Origin of the sequence: Proteiniclasticum aestuarii (genome assembly GCF_017368455.1) — a bacterium.
GTDB lineage: Bacteria > Bacillota > Clostridia > Clostridiales > Clostridiaceae > Proteiniclasticum > Proteiniclasticum aestuarii.
Window position 1 is genome coordinate 120,602 of sequence record NZ_JAFNJU010000009.1, and the last position, 19,496, is coordinate 140,097.

23 protein-coding genes are annotated in these 19,496 nt (G+C 44.4%); all 23 read left to right on the forward strand.

What is annotated here, in order from left to right; all coding sequences use genetic code 11:
* Positions 1-39: 39 nt before the first annotated feature.
* The 23 genes from J3A84_RS12050 (at position 40) to glgA (ending at position 19,487) form a co-directional block, all read left to right on the forward strand.
* Positions 40-615 carry a Maf family protein gene (locus J3A84_RS12050; RefSeq protein ID WP_207600284.1) on the forward strand — a complete coding sequence of 192 codons (576 nt, stop codon included), beginning with the start codon at positions 40-42 and terminating at the stop codon, positions 613-615.
* A 26-nt stretch (positions 616-641) separates the two neighbouring features.
* Positions 642-1,322 (forward strand): RadC family protein, encoded by a 681-nt coding sequence (gene radC / locus J3A84_RS12055; RefSeq protein ID WP_207600285.1) that lies wholly within the window; start codon positions 642-644, stop codon positions 1,320-1,322.
* Between the two features lie 22 nt (positions 1,323-1,344).
* Entirely contained in the window at positions 1,345-2,358 is a 1,014-nt protein-coding gene (locus J3A84_RS12060; RefSeq protein ID WP_207600286.1) for a rod shape-determining protein, read from the forward strand.
* 3 nt (positions 2,359-2,361) lie between these two features.
* Positions 2,362-3,210, forward strand: a complete 849-nt coding sequence (mreC, locus tag J3A84_RS12065) for a rod shape-determining protein MreC (RefSeq protein WP_207600287.1) — start codon at positions 2,362-2,364, stop codon at positions 3,208-3,210.
* A gap of 17 nt (positions 3,211-3,227) precedes the next feature.
* Positions 3,228-3,698 (forward strand): hypothetical protein, encoded by a 471-nt coding sequence (locus J3A84_RS12070; protein WP_207600288.1) that lies wholly within the window; start codon positions 3,228-3,230, stop codon positions 3,696-3,698.
* A 142-nt stretch (positions 3,699-3,840) separates the two neighbouring features.
* Complete coding sequence (locus tag J3A84_RS12075) at positions 3,841-4,479, forward strand: septum site-determining protein MinC (RefSeq protein ID WP_207600289.1); 639 nt, start codon at positions 3,841-3,843, stop codon at positions 4,477-4,479.
* 23 nt (positions 4,480-4,502) lie between these two features.
* Entirely contained in the window at positions 4,503-5,300 is a 798-nt protein-coding gene (minD, locus tag J3A84_RS12080; RefSeq protein ID WP_207600290.1) for a septum site-determining protein MinD, read from the forward strand.
* 12 nt (positions 5,301-5,312) lie between these two features.
* Complete coding sequence (minE, locus tag J3A84_RS12085; protein WP_207600291.1) at positions 5,313-5,576, forward strand: cell division topological specificity factor MinE; 264 nt, start codon at positions 5,313-5,315, stop codon at positions 5,574-5,576.
* A 105-nt stretch (positions 5,577-5,681) separates the two neighbouring features.
* Positions 5,682-6,827 (forward strand): FtsW/RodA/SpoVE family cell cycle protein, encoded by a 1,146-nt coding sequence (locus tag J3A84_RS12090; RefSeq protein WP_207600292.1) that lies wholly within the window; start codon positions 5,682-5,684, stop codon positions 6,825-6,827.
* 54 nt (positions 6,828-6,881) lie between these two features.
* On the forward strand, positions 6,882-8,294 hold the full coding sequence (locus J3A84_RS12095) for a ribonuclease E/G (RefSeq protein WP_207600293.1): 1,413 nt from the start codon (positions 6,882-6,884) through the stop codon (positions 8,292-8,294).
* 126 nt (positions 8,295-8,420) lie between these two features.
* Complete coding sequence (gene rplU, locus J3A84_RS12100) at positions 8,421-8,735, forward strand: 50S ribosomal protein L21 (RefSeq protein WP_207600294.1); 315 nt, start codon at positions 8,421-8,423, stop codon at positions 8,733-8,735.
* A 2-nt stretch (positions 8,736-8,737) separates the two neighbouring features.
* Positions 8,738-9,070 carry a ribosomal-processing cysteine protease Prp gene (locus tag J3A84_RS12105; protein WP_207600295.1) on the forward strand — a complete coding sequence of 111 codons (333 nt, stop codon included), beginning with the start codon at positions 8,738-8,740 and terminating at the stop codon, positions 9,068-9,070.
* A 4-nt stretch (positions 9,071-9,074) separates the two neighbouring features.
* Positions 9,075-9,374 (forward strand): 50S ribosomal protein L27, encoded by a 300-nt coding sequence (gene rpmA / locus J3A84_RS12110; protein WP_207600296.1) that lies wholly within the window; start codon positions 9,075-9,077, stop codon positions 9,372-9,374.
* A 163-nt stretch (positions 9,375-9,537) separates the two neighbouring features.
* Positions 9,538-10,815 (forward strand): GTPase ObgE, encoded by a 1,278-nt coding sequence (obgE, locus tag J3A84_RS12115; protein ID WP_207600343.1) that lies wholly within the window; start codon positions 9,538-9,540, stop codon positions 10,813-10,815.
* Between the two features lie 12 nt (positions 10,816-10,827).
* Entirely contained in the window at positions 10,828-11,124 is a 297-nt protein-coding gene (gene yhbY, locus J3A84_RS12120) for a ribosome assembly RNA-binding protein YhbY (protein ID WP_207600297.1), read from the forward strand.
* Entirely contained in the window at positions 11,121-11,729 is a 609-nt protein-coding gene (gene nadD / locus J3A84_RS12125) for a nicotinate-nucleotide adenylyltransferase (protein ID WP_207600298.1), read from the forward strand. Before yhbY ends, nadD begins: the two co-directional genes overlap by 4 nt.
* Entirely contained in the window at positions 11,692-12,300 is a 609-nt protein-coding gene (yqeK, locus tag J3A84_RS12130; protein WP_207600299.1) for a bis(5'-nucleosyl)-tetraphosphatase (symmetrical) YqeK, read from the forward strand. The genes nadD and yqeK overlap by 38 nt, the downstream gene beginning before the upstream one ends.
* 8 nt (positions 12,301-12,308) lie before the next feature.
* A complete protein-coding gene (locus J3A84_RS12135) occupies positions 12,309-13,238 on the forward strand; it encodes an RluA family pseudouridine synthase (RefSeq protein WP_207600344.1) in 930 nt (309 codons plus the stop codon).
* Positions 13,239-13,336: 98 nt separating this feature from the next.
* Complete coding sequence (locus J3A84_RS12140) at positions 13,337-13,564, forward strand: hypothetical protein (RefSeq protein WP_207600300.1); 228 nt, start codon at positions 13,337-13,339, stop codon at positions 13,562-13,564.
* Positions 13,565-13,863: 299 nt separating this feature from the next.
* On the forward strand, positions 13,864-15,780 hold the full coding sequence (gene glgB / locus J3A84_RS12145; RefSeq protein WP_207600301.1) for a 1,4-alpha-glucan branching protein GlgB: 1,917 nt from the start codon (positions 13,864-13,866) through the stop codon (positions 15,778-15,780).
* On the forward strand, positions 15,780-16,913 hold the full coding sequence (locus J3A84_RS12150) for a glucose-1-phosphate adenylyltransferase (RefSeq protein WP_207600302.1): 1,134 nt from the start codon (positions 15,780-15,782) through the stop codon (positions 16,911-16,913). The genes glgB and J3A84_RS12150 overlap by 1 nt, the downstream gene beginning before the upstream one ends.
* Complete coding sequence (gene glgD, locus J3A84_RS12155; protein ID WP_207600303.1) at positions 16,914-18,050, forward strand: glucose-1-phosphate adenylyltransferase subunit GlgD; 1,137 nt, start codon at positions 16,914-16,916, stop codon at positions 18,048-18,050.
* Between the two features lie 9 nt (positions 18,051-18,059).
* The gene (glgA, locus tag J3A84_RS12160; protein ID WP_207600304.1) at positions 18,060-19,487 is read left to right on the forward strand and encodes a glycogen synthase GlgA; all 1,428 of its coding nucleotides are present in this window, start codon (positions 18,060-18,062) and stop codon (positions 19,485-19,487) included.
* Positions 19,488-19,496: the final 9 nt, after the last annotated feature.

Consider the following 19,496-nt stretch of genomic DNA (forward strand, 5'->3'; position numbering starts at 1 on the left):
AAGCGAATTTCTATGATGAATTACACGGGAGGTGTTCCGATGAATTTTATACTGGCATCAGGTTCCTTAAGAAGACAGGAACTGATCAGAAGAATGGGCATAGACTATCAGGTCATTGTTTCTGATTTTGATGAGGAAAAGGTTCCTTATGACGGTGATCCTGAAGCCTACGTGAAAATTCTGGCCGCCGAGAAAGCGAAGAACATCCTAAGTGAAGAAACCAGTAACTCCTTTATTCTTGGCGCAGATACAATTGTCTGTGCGCAAGGGAAAATATTAGGTAAACCGACAGACAGGGAAGATGCCTTTTCCATGATGAAGCTGCTTGAGAACAGTACCCATGAGGTCTATTCTGGGCTAGCGCTCATTCATGAAAGAAAAGGGATTGTAGAAACTGTAGCCAGAAAAACTTCTGTGCAGTTCTCTTCTATGTCAGAGGAAGAAATTCACGCTTACCTGGATAAGAATGAATGGAAAGACAAGGCTGGAGCTTACGGAATCCAGGGAGCTGCAGGGCTTTTCATCGAAGGGATTGAAGGAGACTATTACAATGTGATGGGTCTGCCTCTCAACACCCTTTACCATATGCTCAGAAAATATCAGATCATCATGTAATGGAGTGGGGAATCTAGGAGGATTTTATGGAAACTAGAATCATGGATATGCCCCAGAACGAAAGACCTCAGGAAAGACTCCTGCGCTATGGTGCAGACAGTCTCTCAAACAGCGAGCTTCTGGCTGTTATTTTAAGGACAGGAACAAAAAACGAAAATGTGATCAACCTGTCTCAAAGAATCATCACTGCTTTTAATGGCATCAACGGCCTTTTGGAAGCATCCCAGGATGATCTCATGAGCATCTCCGGAATCAAGGAAGCCAAGGCTTCTCAGATTCTCTCCATGGCTGAAATGGCGAAAAGATTTCAGACCTATCGAAGCGGAGACAGCTATAAGATCAATTCACCCGGTGATGCTGCGGATCTCATCATGGTGGAACTCAGAGAATTCAAACAGGAAGTCCTGAAAGTGCTTCTGCTGAACACAAAGAATATCGTCATCGGTATTCACAATGCATCCATGGGAAGCCTGAATTCATCCATCGTACACCCCAGAGAGATATACAAGGAAGCCATCAGAAAAAGCGCTGCATCCATTATCATGGTGCATAATCATCCTTCGGGAGATCCTTCCCCCAGCAGTGAAGATCTTGCTGCCACTGGAAGAATTAAAGAAGTTGGTAAGATTATCGGGATAGAACTTCTAGACCATATAATCATTGGAGACGGGAAATACATCAGTTTAAGAGAAAAAAACCTATTGTAAATTTGAAAGGAGTTATTTATTCATGCGTTTATTTGGAATGAGCAAGGATATGGGAATTGACCTGGGAACAGCCAATACCCTGGTATATGTTAAAGGAAAGGGGATTGTTCTTAGAGAACCTTCTGTTGTGGCTTTCAATACACACACCAACAAGCCTCTGGCAGTGGGAGAAGAAGCGAAGAGAATGATCGGAAGAACCCCTGGCAACATCGTGGCGGTAAGACCCCTCAAAGATGGTGTCATTGCGGATTTCGATGTCACACAGACCATGCTGAGACAATTCATCGAAAAGACTGCATCCAAATCAGCCTTCACATCTCCAAGAATCATCGTCTGTTTCCCATCCGGAGTAACGGAAGTGGAAAGAAGAGCGATTCTGGAAGCCACGAAGCAGGCTGGAGCAAGGGATGTCATTCTCATGGAAGAGCCCATGGCTGCGGCCATCGGTGCCGGGCTTCCTGTGGATGAACCAACCGGTTCCATGATTGTGGACATCGGTGGTGGTACAACAGAAGTCGCAGTGGTTTCCCTGGGGGGCATCGTTGTAGCGAAATCCCTTAGAGTAGGCGGAGACGAAATGGATCAGGCCATCGTTGCCTACATCAAGAGAGAGTACAATCTCATGATCGGTGAAAGAACTTCTGAAGCCATCAAGATGAGCATCGGTTCTGCTTTCAAAATCGAAGGCAGTGAAGAAGAATACATGGATGTGAAGGGAAGAGACCTTGTCACAGGACTGCCTAAGGTGATCTCTGTTTCCGAAACGCAGATCAGAGAAGCTCTTCATGAACCGATATCAGATATTATTGAAGCTATTAAGACCACACTTGAAAAGACACCACCTGAGTTATCAGCTGATATTATGGATAAGGGCATAATGCTTGCTGGCGGAGGCGCACTTCTGAAAGGCCTGGGTGAACTGATTACTCACGAAACTCATATGCCAGTGGAAATCGCCGAATCCCCACTGGACTGCGTAGTACTTGGTGCAGGAAAAGCATTAGATAATTTCGATAAGATCGCAAGAAGCTATTAATACATGGCGAAGCTGTTAAAAAGCAAGCTGTCAAGAAAGATCGTGATCTTGACAGCTGTTCTGCTTGTGCTCTTCGGGATTACGGTATACAAGGACAATAAGTCCCTGGTGGAAAGTGGAGCAGGAGCTGCCCTTAATCCTGTTCAGAAAGTGATCTATTCCACCAATAAGAGAATGGAGAGTCTCATCGATTTTTTCCTTCGATATGAGGATGTGAAAAAGGAGAATGAGGACCTTCTTCTGGAGAACATCGAGCTGGAAGCAAAGCTTAGAAGTTTTGAATCCCTTCAGGAAGAAAACGAAAAACTCAAAGAGATGTTTTCCATCAAAAACAGGCAGGACCAGTACGATTATCTCGGAACGAATGTCATCGGCAGAACCGGTGGAGGAATCATCACTTCCTATATCATCGATAAAGGATCTGATGATGGCCTTCAGGCCGGGATGGCTGTGATGAGTCAGGAAGGGATTGTCGGTCAGATTACTGAAACCGCAGCCACATGGTCCGTGGTAGAAACACTGTCCAGCGAGAATATTTCCATACATGTGACCACCGTGGAAGATAAGATGAACAGCGGGATTCTTGAAGGACACATAGGCAGTGGTCAGAAACAGATGGCAAAGATCTCTTACCTGCCCATCGACTCCTCCATCAAGGAAGGTGACGATGTAGTGACCTCTGGACTTGGCAGGTTCTATCCCCCGGATTTCTACATCGGAGAAGTCGTTCGTGTGGAGGAAGACAAAGGAAATCTCATGAAAACAGCAATCGTTGAAACCGCTGTGAACTTCAACGATACCAGAATGCTTTTTGTCATTCTGCCTAAAAATATGGAGGATGTGGAATACTGATGAGGAGAATATTCATATTGTTTACAGCAGTATTTCTTCTTCTGATTGATCAGACTGTGCTTCCTTTCCTGTCAGTTTTCGGTTCCTATGGAAGCATTCTTTTCAGTTTCTTCGGTCTGTTTGCCATGATGACTGATTACGAAGATGCCATCACCCTGGCGCTAGTTGCCGGGGTGATGCAGGATCTTTTCTTCCCCTATGCGTTTGGACTGAATTCATTGATGAATCTCTTCCTGTATCTGGGTCTGTCAAGAATCGGTCTATCGCTGAAAGAAGGAAAAAAGACCATCCCGATTCTTTTTGTAACCCTGGCCCAGGGGGTCAAGACACTTCTCATTCTCCTGATTCTATTTGTTTTCGGCATCAGAGGGAATATCTTTTCCATCATCGTAACTCCAGCCTATACCATGATTCTGTGTATTCTGATCTACAAAATAGTGGTTTCATACAGCAGAATCCCGATCGTGAAAAAGGAATGGCGATTCTAGAAAACCTGCACTGCAGGTTTTTTTTGATATATCCGTGAAATTATCGATAATTTGCCATTTTTCAGTTATATGAGTGGAATTATTCATCCGAATCCTATAAAATAGATTTTAGGTGTTATTTTAAGTATATTGGAGGGAACCAATGACTAGTATCGATAGAATTCAGGTGAAAGGAAACCGTAAAGGTCTCAATCTGATTATCAATCTTTTAGAATTCAATTCCACTGAGGAATTAGTGGAAGCCGTAAAAAATAAACTGGAACCGCTGAAGAACTTCTACAGTGGAAATGCAGTTTATGTGACAACCTATCCCATCAGACTGAAAGATGATCAGCGAACCATCCTGGAAAAAGTACTCTATGAAACCATATCCCTTTCCAGTGTGAACTTTGAAGAGTCCAATAGAAAAGAGGATCTTCCGACAGTCTTTTCCGGTGTAGAAGAAGGTAATACCAAGTTTATAACAAAATCCATGCGTGGGGGTCAGATGGTTGACTTCAAAGGGAATGTTGTTGTAATCGGAGACGTTCACATCGGTGCCGAGATCTTCGCAGAGGGAAACATCGTCATACTCGGACAGCTGAAAGGGCGCGCCTTTGCAGGTACATCCGGCAATGAAAACGCATTTGTCGCTGCGATCAGGCTTACCCCATCTCTGCTTTCCATTGCAGGTACCTTTGGAAGACCTGCTGAAAGCGATACAAGTTTTCCTGAAGTTGCTAAGCTGCAGGATGGAAACATCTATGTAGAACCATACATACCAACTAAATTTGAATATTAGAGAGTAAAGAAGGAGAGACTTAAATGCCAGAATCGATTGTAATCACATCCGGTAAAGGTGGCGTGGGTAAGACAACGACCACAGCCAACATCGGAACAGCACTTGCACAGCTCGGACATAAAGTTGTTGTTATTGACGGAGACACAGGACTTCGTAATCTGGACGTACTCATGGGGCTTGAAAACAGAATCGTCTATACCCTGATGGATTATTTCGATGGAAGATGCAAGCTGAAACAGGCTCTGATCAAAGACAAGAGACTTCCGCATCTCTGCCTGCTTCCCACAGCACAGACCAGAGACAAGAACGACATCAGCACGGATCAGATGATCGGACTGATTGCAGAGCTGAAGAAAGAATTCGATTATATTCTCATTGATTCTCCAGCTGGAATCGAGCAGGGGTTCGAAAATTCCGTGGCTGCTGCAGACAGCGCGATCATTGTCGTGAATCCGGAAGTCACATCCGTAAGAGATGCAGACAGAGTCATCGGCAAGCTTGATTCAAAGGGAATTGAGAATCATAAGGTGATCATCAACAGACTGAATCATGAAATGACCGAGAGCGGAGAGATGCTCAATGTGGAAGATATCCTCGAAATCCTGTCCGTAAAGCTTTTAGGTATTGTTCCAGATGATCGCAGCATCACCATCTCCACCAATAAGGGGGAGCCTGTTGTGACAACGGAGGGGTCCTTGGCTGGTACCGCCTTCATCAATATCGCGAAAAGAATTACGGGTGAAGAAATCCCGCTTTTAAATCTTAAACCAGAGGAAGAAGGATTCTTTAGTAAACTATCCAAACTATTTAAGAAGAAGTAAAGGGGGCACAACATGGATATTTTCGGATTTTTCAAGAAGAAGAGCGGATCAAAGGATACCGCAAAAGACAGACTGAAACTCATTCTTATGCACGATCGTGGAGACGTTTCTCCTGAGCTGCTTGAAAATATCAAAAATGATATTTTGGAAGTGCTTAGAAGATATGTGGAAGTGGATGCGGACCAGGAACTGGATCTGCAGATCACACAGACGGACAGCGAGTATGGTTCAGTGCCTGCACTGGTTGCGAATATTCCGATCAAGAAGAAGAAATAAAACCGTAAGAAAATGTTAAATTGAAAGTAAGGGTTGTATGAGTTAATATATTAATGCATACAACTTTTATTTTTAGTCCTGATAAGAGGACGGGAAGGTTTTTACATGAATTTACTGAAATCATTAATCATAGATAAAAAAGATCTGAAGGAACTGGATTTCGGCATGCTGCTCAGTGCCGTGGCCATACTTTTGTTCGGGGCATTCAACATCTACACGGCCACAAGCAGTTATTATGCAAAGCTTCAGCTGATCTGGCTTCTGCTTTCTCTGGGAGTGGTCTATGTGATTCTGCTCATGGATTACAGAAAAGTCTACAAGATTGTGGATGTCCTGTACTGGATTGTGGTGCTCATGCTGATCTTTGTGCTTTTCACCACCAAAGTGAAAGGAGCAGCGGGGTGGTTCAGTATCGGAACAAGGGGTCTGCAGCCTGCTGAGTTTGCTAAGCTCACCACCATGCTTATGGTGGGAAAACAGCTCCATAAGGTTGATGGAAACATCAACAATCTGAAGAATTTCATTACAGTAACCATATATGCTCTGATCCCGGTGATTCTCATGCTCCTACAGCCTGAGATGGGGATCACCATGATCACCTTCTTCATTGTTCTGGGCATCTATTTTGTCATGGGACTTTCCCTGAAAGTGATCTTCGCCGGATTCGGGTTCATCGGACTGGCTGTTCTCGTAGTTCTGAAGACCAGCTTCCTGCCTTCTCACTGGAGCGACAGACTCACAAGTTTTCTCTTCAATGAAGGCAGCGAACTTGGCATCAACTATCAGCTCAGTAGAAGTGTCATCAGTATCGGCTCCGGAAAACTTACCGGAAAATTCAATTTTTCACGATTTCTGGAAGATATGACCAGCGGTAGCCAGTCCAGCACACAGTTTTTTAATCGTGTGCCTGAAAACCATACGGATTTCATTTTCTCGGTACTTGCGGAAAACTTCGGCCTCATCGGCGGGGTGACACTGCTGCTGCTATACGGATATCTGCTGTTCAGAATGATCCGTGTCGCGAGAAAGACGGAAGAAGATGATATTTTCGGTAAGTGCATTGCGGTGGGTGTTTTTTCCTCCTTTCTGTTCTCCATTCTGCAGAATATCGGCATGACCATGGGTATCATGCCCATATCAGGAATCACACTACCTCTTGTATCCTATGGAGGAAGTTCCGTGCTGACCACATTCATTGCCATTGCCATGGTGCTGAATGTGGGGATGAAGAAGAAAACCACATTATTCTAAATGGAGGCATGCTATCAAGGCAAAGAGAACATGCTCTCTGGAAGGTTGGATGAAATGATAGAACTATTTATAGAAGAAGATCACTACCGCAGAATCGCGATCAAAGATAACAGTATTCTGACAGAATGCTATTTTGAAGACAGGAATCAGGAGGTCCGTTCAGGGGATGTTTTTCTCGGCATCATCCGAAAGAAAGTGAAAGCACTCCATTCTGTCTTCATCGATATCGGTCTGAAAAAGAATGCGTTTCTTTATGTCACCAATAACAATAGATTTGAGGACTATAAAGAAGGACAGAGTATCCTGGTGGAGGTCATCAAGGAAGAAGATGGCAGTAAGGGCACCAAGGTGACAGATAAGGTTTCTCTTGGGGGCAGATTTGTGGTCTTTTTTGAAGGCAAGGGGATCGGATATTCCAAAAGACTGGACAGAGAAGAATTTCTGGAGAAGCAGGGAAACCAGAACCCGAAAGATGGTTTTAGGATACTCTTCCGCTCTGCAGCCATGGATGCAAACAAAGCAGAACTGGACAAGGAAATTGAAGAGATCCACAACGCCTTCAAAGAGATTCTGAAGAGAGCGGAAACAGGCATCGGCCCCCGAAGACTCTATGGAGAATCCTCCATACTGGACCGTATCCTGAGAGATCGATTTAGTGAAATCAACATGATCTATGTTGATACAGAAGATACTGCAGACATGGTGAAAAAAGAGTATGGACTTCCTTCTCTCGTACACGGGAATGGAAGAAGCCTTTTCGACTTCTATGGCATCGAGCAGGAACTTCTGAAGCTTCGGCATCGGAAAGTTCATCTCAAAGATGGCGGGAACATGGTCATAGAAATCACAGAAGCCATGGTCGTCATTGATGTCAACAGCGCAAAGTACACGGGAAAGAAGAACAAGGAAGATATGGCGCTCGCCATGAACCTCGCTGCGGTGGATGAAATCGCCAGACAGATCAGACTCCGGAATCTATCTGGAATCATCGTGGTGGATTTCATAGATCTGGCTTCTGAGGTCAATCGGGCTACCCTTCAGGAAACCATGCAGAGGAAGCTTCAGGATGATCCTCTGTTTTCCCGATGCTATCCGCTTACAGAGCTGAATCTCATGCAGATGACACGGAAAAAGAAAGGGTATCCTGTCTATCATTTCATCGAAGAAGAATGCAGCGCATGCGATCACAAGGGAAAAAGACTGAGCTTTGCATACCTGAAAAAGCTCATAAAAAACGAACTAATGAAAAAAGTGGACAATATCGAAATTCTGGATTACCTTATAGTCATAGGCACGCCCTATGAAGAACGTATTCGTAAGGACCTTCGCAGTTTCCTTGGCGAAATCGGCGCAGAGGGTAAACGGATCTATCTTGAGTTCAGCGCATCCGGCGATGATTTCAGAATTGAACCTCTGGTCTTTAAAAATCAGATCCAGGACAAGGAAAAATATCTCATCAGCGAGTAAATATTTCTTTACATAGCGAAATATCATTGCTATAATACTATGTAGGCCGCTCAGAAGAGGTTTTATTCAAACAGCATTCCAATGCTGTACCTTAAAGGCGAGTACTGATATGAGGAGGTGTTTCATATGTTCGCAATTATAAACACAGGTGGTAAGCAGTATAAAGTTTCTGAAGGAGATCTTCTCAAAGTTGAGAAAATTTCAGCTGATGTAGACTCCACTGTAGAACTTACAGATGTTTTAGCAGTATCCAACGGAGAAGGAGAACTTACTATAGGTAATCCTGCAGTTGAAGGTGCTAAGGTAACCGCTAAGGTTATTGCCCATGGCAAGTCCAAGAAGGTTGTTGTCTTCAAGTTCAAGCCAAAGAAGGATTTTAGAAAGAAGCAGGGTCATAGACAGCCTTTCACAAAGATTCTTATCGAAAAGATCGAAGCATAGTCATGATTGAAGTTCGATTTTTAAGAAAATCCGGTGATCTCATAGGTTTCACCTACGATGGTCATGCTGATTATGATGAGTACGGGAAAGATATTGTATGTGCTGCCGTCACTGCACAGTGTATGATGGCATATAACGGTCTTGATGAGATCATGAAGATCACAAACAGAATCGACATGGATCAGAATGGCGGATATCTGTCCGTGAGTATCGATAGTGCAACTCCTGAAGAAAAAAAGGATGCACAGATATTAATGGAAACATTATTATTAGGAATTAAAGCAATTGAATTGCAATACGGAAATTTTATAAAGCTAATTGAAGAGGAGGTGTAACACCATGCTTATATTAAACCTTCAGTTCTTCGCATCCAAAAAGGGTGTAGGAAGTTCAAAGAATGGTAGAGATTCTGAATCCAAGAGACTAGGAGTGAAATCAGCAGACGGACAGTTTGTTCTAGCTGGAAACATCCTGGTCAGACAGAGAGGAACAAAAATCCACCCAGGCACAAACGTTGGCAGGGGTAGTGATGATACTTTATTCGCAAAAGTTGATGGAGTTGTAAGATTCGAAAGACTTGGTAAGGATAGAAAGAAAGCGAGTGTTTACCCAGTTGAACTGGCAGCAGTTGCAGAATAGTAAGCAAACAAGGGCCTGCTTGAACAGCAGGTCCTGTTTTTTGAAATTGGTTCATTTATTTTCATGAAGAATCGAAGCTGTTTATAGTATAATAACAGATAGATGACTCAGATGAACCAGAGCGTAGAACAAAGAAAACCTAAGGCAGGTGAAAAAAATGAACATGTTTATTGATATTGCAGATATATTCATCCGAAGCGGAGACGGCGGAGACGGAGCCATATCCTTCAGACGCGACAAGTATGTGTCCCATGGTGGACCAGATGGTGGTGATGGCGGAAAAGGCGGAGATGTCATTTTTGTCGTGGATCCTTCCATGACGACGCTACTCAACTTCAAGTACAAGAGAAAGTTTGTTGCAGGAAACGGAGCCCATGGCGGACAAAGCAAATGCTATGGTCCAGCTGCAGAGAATCTGGAAATCCCCGTTCCACTTGGTACCATCATCAAAGACAAGGAGTCCGGTAAAATCATCGCGGACCTATCCAAAACCGATGACCGGTATGTGGTGCTCCGAGGTGGCAAGGGCGGAAAAGGAAATGCCAAATATGCCACTTCCACTCGTCAGGCACCGGACTTTGCTGAACCGGGGATGCCTGGTGAAGAAAGGAATATCACCCTGGAGCTGAAGCTGCTGGCGGATGTAGGCCTGCTCGGATTCCCCAATGTGGGTAAATCCACACTGCTGTCCAAAGTCTCCAAAGCGCAGCCCAAGATCGCCAACTATCATTTCACAACCCTTGAGCCCAATCTTGGCGTTGTGGCAATGCCTGGCATCAATCCTTTCGTCATTGCGGATATACCTGGAATCATTGAAGGCGCATCGGATGGGGTAGGACTGGGCATCCAGTTCCTGAGACACATCGAAAGAACAAGGCTTCTTCTTCATATCGTGGATATTTCTGGCATTGAAGGAAGAGATCCCTATGAGGACTTCAGACTCATCAATGAAGAGCTGAAACGGTACAAACTCGATCTGACGGACAGACCACAGATTGTGGTGATGAACAAAGTGGATCTTCTTTTCGATAAATCCTATATGGATGAATTCACAAAGAAAGTCAACGAACTGGGATACAGTGAGGTATACGCCATGTCCGCAGCAACCGGTGAAGGCGTAGCAGAACTCATGAAAATCTGTGCGGAAAAGCTGCAGAGCATCCCCGTGGTGGATACGATCTATGACGATGATGAAATGTACATTCCAGAAGAGAAGCGTTTCACCTATGAGATCACAGTGGATGAAGACGGCGTATTCGTTGTTTCGGGATCCTTTGTGGACAGGCTCCTTCATGCATTGAATCTCAATAACCCAAGTCAGCTGAGATACTTCCATAAAGTACTCGGCAACAAGGGGGTTCTGAACGACCTGAAGGAAATGGGCATACAGGACGGCGACTCCATCCGATTGAATGATTTTGAATTCGAATACTATGCATAGGAGGGCGGATAGATGATAACAACAAAACAGAGAGCATACCTGAGAAGTCTTGCAAACAAGATCGATTCGATTTTCCAGATCGGAAAAGGCGGAATCGAAGCACCATTCATCAAACAGGTTGAAGATGCACTGGAGAAAAGAGAACTCGTGAAGATTACTGTACTGGAAAACAGTGGGATGGATCCCAGAGATGCCCACGACCATCTGGTAGGAGCCCTTGGATGTGAAGGTGTTCAGGTTATAGGTTCGAAAATAGTACTTTACAAGGAAAGCAAAAACAACAAGAAGATCGAACTTCCAGGAAAATGAGAATAGGCATTCTAGGGGGGACCTTCAACCCCATACACAACGGTCATTTATATATGGCTTTTGAAGCCAAGGAAACCCTAGAGCTTGATAAAATCATCTTCGTGCCCAATTATATCCCTCCCCATAAGGAGGCCTATGACAGGGATCCCGAGGATGTGCTTAAGATGCTTGAACTGGTCATAGAGGAGTATGAGGGTTTTCTGATCTCCACCTATGAACTGGATAAGCAGGGTTTAAGCTACACATATGAAACATTGGATCACTTCACGAAGATCTATCCCCATGATGAATTCTTTTTTATCATCGGGGAAGATTCTTACGTGAATTTTTCTAGTTGGAAAAATCCCGAAATCATCAGTTCACTGGCAAAACTGGTTGTATTCCAGAGGCATGGATTTGATGAAAAGAAGAGTGATGGCACCAGAATACTCCTTGAGAAACAGGGGAAACGTCCCATCATACTGGATTCCATGATCCTTGAAATTTCAAGCAGTGATATAAGGGAAAGAGTAGCCAAAAGAAAAGAGATCAGTTTTCTGGTCCCTGCCAAAGTGAGGGATTATATTTATGAGCATGAACTATACAGTGGGAAAACCATGGAGTAAGAAGGATCTTCTGGACTACCTCAACCATCATCTCAAGGAGAGCCGGGTTCGTCACATTCTTGGTGTAGCTCAAGCGGCAAAGGAGCTTTCGAAGCTTTACGGCATAGATCCGGACAAGGTGGAGCGGGCGGCGCTCTATCATGATATTCTGAAAGATAAGGATAAAATCTGGCTGGTATCTTACATGCGCCAACATGGAGAAGAACCGGGAGAAGGGCTTCTGGCCTGGAAGACTCTGCACGCTCCGGCTGGCTCTATCTTCGCAAAGGAAGTCGGCGGGGAGCGGGATGAAGAAACGCTCAATGCCATTCGCTATCACACCACCGGACGACCGGGCATGTCATTGGCTGAAAAAATCATTTTTGTCTCTGATTATATAGAAGAAGGCAGAGATTTTGATGGCGTGGAGCAATTAAGAACTCTGGCCAGAAAGGATCTGGATCAGGCTGTTCTGGCTTCACTTCTGAGCAGTATTTCCTATCTGAAGAAAAGGAACGATCATGTCATGACCCAGTCTCTTGAAGCGGTGGCCTACTACACAGAAGTTACGGAAAGAAAGGATGCGAAATGAAAAGTACCATGAAAGTCATCGAAAAGGATATTCCGCTTTCCTATGCAGGCGAGAAAATCAAAACCTATCTGAAGGAAGAGATGAACCTGTCTACCAGATTCATCCGAAGCGCAGCCATGGAAAAGAGAATCAGAGTGAACAACAGACCTGTGAAACTGGATTACATCCTCAGAGAAGAAGACCATCTGCTTATTTCTCTGATCAGTAAAGAGACGCAGGATATTGAGCCGGAGAATCTGCCGATTTCCATCGTGCACGAAGATGATGCGATTCTCATTGTGAACAAAGCACCCTATATGGTCGTGCATCCTACCAGAAGACATCAGAGTGGAACACTGGCCAACGCTGTGATCCATCATTATCGTTCAAAGGGCGAAGACACCATCATAAGGCTGGTTTCCAGGTTGGATATGAACACATCGGGACTGACCATCCTTGCAAAGAATCAGTTTGTTCATTCTAAAATATCCCAGGACATGCAGAATGAGGATTACGACAAATACTATGTTGCCATCGTGAAAGGAGCCTTCCCTGAAGAAACCCGGCTCATTGATCTCCCGATCTACAGAGACGGAGATGGCGCATACAACAGAGTCATCGACGAGAGAGGACAGGAAAGCCGCACAGAGGTCGAAGTGATTGAAAGATGCAACGGGTACTCCTTGCTTCTTCTGAAGCTTCTGACGGGCCGTACGCACCAGATCAGGGTGCATCTTAGTCATTTGGGTTATCCTATCATCGGTGATGAACTCTATGGAGGGGATTTGACTGCCATGGATCGCCAGGCGCTTCATGCAGTGTACATCTCCTTCCAGCATCCCGTCACCGGAAAACCCATGGATGCCTTCGCGGATCTTCTTCCAGACATGTACGAGGTGGGAAAAAACATCGGATTTGATATGACAAAGGTAAACAGGAATCTATTCATGAACAGATGATGAGGAAACTCATCGTCTGTTTTTGTTTGCACAGTTTGCACATGATATAATCAAAGAAACATCTGATGATTCAGAATATATGAAAGGAGAAACGCATTGTGAGCGATAAGAAGAGAAACGGATTCGGTAATCTGGATCATATCCTTGACGAATATGCGCGAAAAGAGAGAAAAATCATGGAAAACAGCTGTATCACTGGAGATGATTCTGGAAAAACCGATGATGCCAGTTTCAGGAAGCAGCGGATCATGAAAATAATATCCGTGATGACTACATTTTCTCTCATTCTCGGATTACTTGTATTTCTGGTGCTGTGGCTTTTCTGAAACTACGGTTTGCATAGGGACTTAAAGGATTCAACTCCATTACTCCAAAAATCCAAGGTGAAAATACTATAGTGAACAGCCCGTGAAGGCAGCTGAATATCATGCTTCACGGCTTAGGTTCTATGTTCAGGGACTATTAGATTCATCTGGAATATGGTATATTATAAATAGAAAATAGTAAATATTCTAACATTATCAGGATGATTATGTACAATTCGAATGATTGATAATTGTATATGAAATCCCACCTATTCATCATCACATTCAAATCCAATGAAAAAGATAAGTAGGAGGAAACTATGGCGAAGACAAAAGAAGACCCTAAAAAAGTGCTGAACACGGAGTTCAACCATTATCTATTCAACACCGGAGAACATATCCGAAGTTATGAATTCATGGGTGCACATGTTATTGAATTTGAAGGAAGGAAAGGGGTGCAGTTCACAGTATGGGCACCCAACGCGCAAAGCGTATTCATCGCTGGTGATTTCAATGACTGGGGATATGGAGAAATGTTTCCTCAGGGAACCACAGGGATCTGGACCGGTTTTGTGGAAGGAATCGGAGAAGATGCGATCTACAAATACAGGATTCGAAGACATGACGGTTTCGAATTCCTGAAAGCTGACCCCTATGCGTTCTACTCGGAACTGAGACCGAAAACAGCTTCTGTGGTGAAAGACCTCAACGGTTTCAAATGGGAGGATGCCACCTGGCGTGCAAAAAACAAACGTAAAAATCTTGATGCCAATCCCATGAACATCTATGAAGTTCACCTGGGTTCCTGGAAGAGACACTGGGATGGGCGGTTCTTCACTTTTTCCCAGTATATTGATGAACTCATTCCTTATGTGAAAGAGATGGGTTACACCCACATCGAGCTTCTGCCCGTCATGGAACACCCGCTGGATGATTCCTGGGGATACCAGATCACCGGATACTACAGCGTCACTTCCAGATACGGGGAGCCGAAAGAACTCATGCAGTTCATAAATGAATGTCATAAACAGGACATCGGCGTTATTCTTGACTGGGTGCCTGCACATTTCTGCAGAGATTCTCATGGCCTGTACCTTTTTGATGGAACACCGACCTATGAATATCAGGATCCGAACAAGGCTTCCAATAACAGATGGGGGACGACCCATTTTGACTATGGAAAACCTCAGGTACACAGCTTCATCATCTCCAACGCACTCTTCTGGATGGACATGTTCCATGCGGACGGCTTAAGAGTCGATGCGGTTTCCGCCATGCTTTATCTGGATTATGATGATGGACCGTGGACCCCCAATATCTACGGGGGAAACACCAATCTGGAAGGAGTCGCACTGCTGAAGAAGCTCAATACCACCGTGAAAAAAGAGTATCCCGCAGCGCTGATGATTGCAGAAGAAAGTACAGCATTTCCGCTGATCACCCATGATGTGGAAAGCGGGGGACTTGCCTTCACCCATAAGTGGAACATGGGCTGGATGAATGATATCCTGAGATACTTTGAGCTGGATCCGATCTACAGAAAGAATCACCACAACCTCATCACCTTCTCCTTCATGTATGTCTTCAATGAGAACTTCATTCTGCCCATGTCCCACGACGAGGTGGTTCATGGAAAGAAGTCGCTGCTCAATAAAATGCCTGGGGATGAACAGATGAAGTTTCAGGGACTGCGAACCCTTATGACCTACATGATGTGTCATCCGGGGAAGAAAGTGAATTTCATGGGCAATGAGATTGCCCAGTGGATGGAGTGGAGATTCAGAGAAGGGCTGGAATGGATCGGTCTTAAATATGAAATGCATCAGAAGCATCAGTATTTCATGAAAGAGCTGAACAGCCTCTACAGAAATCACAAGGCCTTATATGAAATAGATGATTCCTATGACGGCATCGACATTCTGGATGCCGACAACAAAAATGAAAGTCTGTTTACGTTTATCCGTAAAGGAAAACAGCCAAGAGACTTTCTTGTGGTCATCTGCAACTTCACGCCGGTACAGAGGGACCATGTAAAAGTAGGCGTACCTTTCGAAGGGCAGTACGAAGAGCTGCTCAACACCGAGCTGAAAGAATTCGGCGGCGCATGGGAATATTCCGAGAAAACATTTAATACAACAGAAGAACAGGTCAATGGAAAAGACTTCTCATTAGAAGTCATAGCACCTCCATTATCTGTACTGATCATAAAACCAAAACGAATCAAGGGGGCGAAGTAATGAAAACAGAAATCATCGCAATGATCCTGGCAGGAGGACAAGGAACAAGGCTTGGAAAATTCACGAAAAATATCGCAAAGCCTGCAGTACCATTTGGAGGCAAGTACAGAATCATCGATTTTGTTCTGTCCAACTGTGCAAATTCCAACATGAACACTGTAGGTGTGCTGACGCAATATCAGCCGCTGATCCTCAATACCCATATCGGCATCGGTTCTCCATGGGATATGGATAGAAACGATGGCGGTGTCACCATCCTTCAGCCATATGCCAGCGCCACAGAAGAAAAATGGTTCCGCGGCACTGCTCACGCTATCTATCAGAATTTTTCCTATATCGAAGACTATGATCCCGATTTTATTCTTGTGCTTTCAGGAGACCACATCTATAAGATGAACTATGAGTCCATGCTGGATTTCCATAAAGAGAAGGAAGCCGCACTGACCATCGCGGTCCTTGAGGTTCCATGGGAGGAAGCACCAAGATTTGGTATCATGAATGCCGATGAAGAGCTGAGAATCAAGGAGTTCGAGGAAAAACCTGAAAAACCGAAATCAAATCTTGCTTCCATGGGCATCTACATCTTCAACTGGAAGCTTCTCAAGAAGTACATGAACGAAAACATCAATGCAGGAAAGAATATGGATGACTTCGGAAAGAATGTCATTCCGGAGTTCCTGAACGCCAATGAAAGAGTCTACGCCTACCCGTTCCAGGGTTACTGGAAGGATGTAGGCACACTGGATTCTTTATGGGAAGCGAATATGGATCTTCTGGATCAGAACTCTGAGCTGCAGATCAATGACCGCTCCTGGAAAATCTACTCCAAGAATCCATCCATGCCTCCCCAGTATCTATCAAAAACCGCCGATGTCAGAGACTCACTGATTGTGGAAGGATGCATCGTGCATGGAAAAATACGCAAATCGATTCTTTCTCCAAAAGTCATTGTGGGTGAAGGCACCGAAATCTATGACTCCGTCATCATGGAAGATGTGAAGATCGGTAAGAACTGCATCATAAGAAAAGCCATGATTGGTTCTCATTCCGTCATCCCCGACAATTCAACGATCGATGAAAATGGAGAAATCGCAGTCGTAGGCGAATTCGAGATATTTAAGGAGGCGAAATAGATGCCAAGAAATAAATTATTCGGAATTGTGAATCTGAGTGAAAATGATTACTATATGAAACAGCTGACCAACAACAGACCCTTAGCATCCATACCCTATTTAGGCAGATATCGTCTGATTGACTTCGCGTTGTCCAATATGGTCAATGCAGGAGTGGATACGGTGGGTATTTTCCTGAATGATAAATTCCGTTCTCTTATGGACCATATCGGAAACGGAAAGGAGTGGAATCTGGACAGGAAAAAAGGTGGAGTTTTCTACTTCTCGCCATTTTCCACTCCAGACATCCATAGTCAGCTGAGAGGTGACATCTCAACCTATTTCTCCAACATCGATTATCTGACGGAAGCTTCCGCAGATTATGCCGTGATCATGGGGACTTCCATGGTCTGCAACATCAATCTCCAGGATGTGTTCAGAAAGCATCTTGAAAGCAAAGCCGATATCACTGTTGTATACAAGACCATTGCGGAAGATGATTTCGGTTTTGAACGATGCAATACCGTCAACACCAATGAATACCACAGCGTAATCACTTTCGGAAAGAACATCAGAAGGCCTGATGCTCTGTCTGAAAAGAAGAAGATTTCTCTTGAGATCTTCATCGTAAAAAGAGAACTACTGGTGGATATGATTACCGATGCTGTCACCACTGGAGAGAATGTATATCTTAATGATGCGCTCCATGATGCAGTGACCAAGTATAAAGTCCGTGGTTATGAATACGATGGTCTGGTGAAAAACGTAAGCTCCATTGAAAATTATTACAGCTCCAGCATGGATATGCTCGATGAAGACAATATCCGTGATGTTTTCTTCGGTGAGAACAAGATCCAGACAAAAGTAAAAGATGAAACACCCACCTACTACTCTGATGACAGCAAGGTGACTAATTCCCTCATTGCCAACGGATGTAAAATCGAAGGCACCGTCATCAACTCCATCATTTTCAGAAGAGTCAATGTGGCCAAGGGAACGGTCATCAAGGATTCCATCATCATGCAGAATACGAATATCAGTGAAAACTGTACGATTGAAAATGTCATAACAGACAAACAGGTCGTCGTGACCAGCGGAACGGAACTGAAGGGAAGCCCAAGAAATCCATTGGTTGTAAGCAAGGGCTCTGTTCTTTAGGAGGAAACTATGAAAATTTTATTCGCAACCTCAGAATGCTATCCGTTTCTGAAAACCGGCGGTCTGGCGGATGTTGCCTACGCACTGCCCAAGGAACTGGTCAACTCCGGTGAAGACTGCCGCGTGATCATGCCCAACTACGGTACCATCAGCAAAGAGTATTCCGATAAAATGGAGCACCTTTTCGATACCACCGTTAAGGTTGGCTGGAGAGAACAGTACTGCGGGGTGAAGTATCTGAAGCATGAAGGAATCGACTACTATTTCATCGATAACATGTATTACTTCCACAGGGAAACTCCCTACGGTTATTTTGATGATGGAGAACGTTTCTCCTTCTTCTCTCAGGCGATCCTTGAAATTCTTACCCGTATCGATTTCGTACCGGACATACTGCACTGCAACGACTGGCACACAGCTGTCATTCCTGTGCTCATCCGGACAAAATACAAATGGGAAAGTAAATTCCAGCAGGTGAAGACTGTTCTGACCATTCATAACCTGCGATTCCAGGGCATCTATCCACCTGAAGTCCTTGGAAATCTTCTTGGTATCGGAAATGAGCTGCTCCAGGACTTCTGCTTTGAGTATTTCGGAAATGTCAATTTCCTGAAGGGCGGAATCAACTACGCGGATCTGGTCACCACCGTCAGTCCTACCTATGCGGAGGAGATCAAAACAGAGTATTTCGGCGAAGGACTGCATGGCGTCATGCAGAAAGTGGATTACAAGCTGCGTGGCATCCTGAACGGAATCGACTATAAGCTTTTCAATCCAAGAACCGATAAAAATATTCCATTCACCTATGGACTTCAGAAAATCGATGAAAAAGTGAAGAACAAGCTTGCTCTGCAGAAAGAGCTTGGTCTGGATGAAAGAGAAGACGTTCCAATGATCGGCATCATTTCAAGAATGACGGACCAGAAGGGGTTCGACCTGATTGCAGAAGGCATTGAAGAGCTGCTTTCAAAGGATCTTCAGCTTGTGGTGCTGGGAACCGGTGACAGACGTTATGAGGATATGTTCCGCTATTTCAGCTATAAGTATCCGAATAAAGTCTCTGCCAATCTGGCCTATAATGGAGTTCTCGCACAGAAGATCTATGCAGCGTCCGATCTGTTTCTGATGCCTTCCCAGTTTGAACCCTGCGGACTTTCTCAGCTCATGGCTTTGAGATACGGCACGGTGCCGATCGTGCGCGAAACCGGTGGTCTCAAGGATACGGTCATCCCATACAACAAGTTCACAGGAGAGGGAATCGGATTCACCTTTTCAAATTATGACAGTTATGATATGCTACAAGCGATATATCGTGCGCTGGAAGCATATAGAGACAAGTCCGGCTTCAGAAACATCATGCTTCAGGGTATGAGAACAGACTACAGCTGGAAGTCTTCAGCGAAAGTATATCAGGAATTGTACCGAGATATTCTTTAACCAAAAGGA

Coding starts and splice junctions, on each gene's coding strand:
- J3A84_RS12050 (WP_207600284.1), top strand. CDS start 40: ATGAATTTTATACTGGCATCAGGTTCCTTAAGAAGACAGGAACTGATC.
- radC (WP_207600285.1), top strand. CDS start 642: ATGGAAACTAGAATCATGGATATGCCCCAGAACGAAAGACCTCAGGAA.
- J3A84_RS12060 (WP_207600286.1), top strand. CDS start 1,345: ATGCGTTTATTTGGAATGAGCAAGGATATGGGAATTGACCTGGGAACA.
- mreC (WP_207600287.1), top strand. CDS start 2,362: ATGGCGAAGCTGTTAAAAAGCAAGCTGTCAAGAAAGATCGTGATCTTG.
- J3A84_RS12075 (WP_207600289.1), top strand. CDS start 3,841: ATGACTAGTATCGATAGAATTCAGGTGAAAGGAAACCGTAAAGGTCTC.
- minD (WP_207600290.1), top strand. CDS start 4,503: ATGCCAGAATCGATTGTAATCACATCCGGTAAAGGTGGCGTGGGTAAG.
- minE (WP_207600291.1), top strand. CDS start 5,313: ATGGATATTTTCGGATTTTTCAAGAAGAAGAGCGGATCAAAGGATACC.
- J3A84_RS12090 (WP_207600292.1), top strand. CDS start 5,682: ATGAATTTACTGAAATCATTAATCATAGATAAAAAAGATCTGAAGGAA.
- J3A84_RS12095 (WP_207600293.1), top strand. CDS start 6,882: ATGATAGAACTATTTATAGAAGAAGATCACTACCGCAGAATCGCGATC.
- rplU (WP_207600294.1), top strand. CDS start 8,421: ATGTTCGCAATTATAAACACAGGTGGTAAGCAGTATAAAGTTTCTGAA.
- J3A84_RS12105 (WP_207600295.1), top strand. CDS start 8,738: ATGATTGAAGTTCGATTTTTAAGAAAATCCGGTGATCTCATAGGTTTC.
- rpmA (WP_207600296.1), top strand. CDS start 9,075: ATGCTTATATTAAACCTTCAGTTCTTCGCATCCAAAAAGGGTGTAGGA.
- obgE (WP_207600343.1), top strand. CDS start 9,538: ATGTTTATTGATATTGCAGATATATTCATCCGAAGCGGAGACGGCGGA.
- yhbY (WP_207600297.1), top strand. CDS start 10,828: ATGATAACAACAAAACAGAGAGCATACCTGAGAAGTCTTGCAAACAAG.
- nadD (WP_207600298.1), top strand. CDS start 11,121: ATGAGAATAGGCATTCTAGGGGGGACCTTCAACCCCATACACAACGGT.
- yqeK (WP_207600299.1), top strand. CDS start 11,692: ATGAGCATGAACTATACAGTGGGAAAACCATGGAGTAAGAAGGATCTT.
- J3A84_RS12135 (WP_207600344.1), top strand. CDS start 12,309: ATGAAAGTCATCGAAAAGGATATTCCGCTTTCCTATGCAGGCGAGAAA.
- glgB (WP_207600301.1), top strand. CDS start 13,864: ATGGCGAAGACAAAAGAAGACCCTAAAAAAGTGCTGAACACGGAGTTC.
- J3A84_RS12150 (WP_207600302.1), top strand. CDS start 15,780: ATGAAAACAGAAATCATCGCAATGATCCTGGCAGGAGGACAAGGAACA.
- glgD (WP_207600303.1), top strand. CDS start 16,914: ATGCCAAGAAATAAATTATTCGGAATTGTGAATCTGAGTGAAAATGAT.
- glgA (WP_207600304.1), top strand. CDS start 18,060: ATGAAAATTTTATTCGCAACCTCAGAATGCTATCCGTTTCTGAAAACC.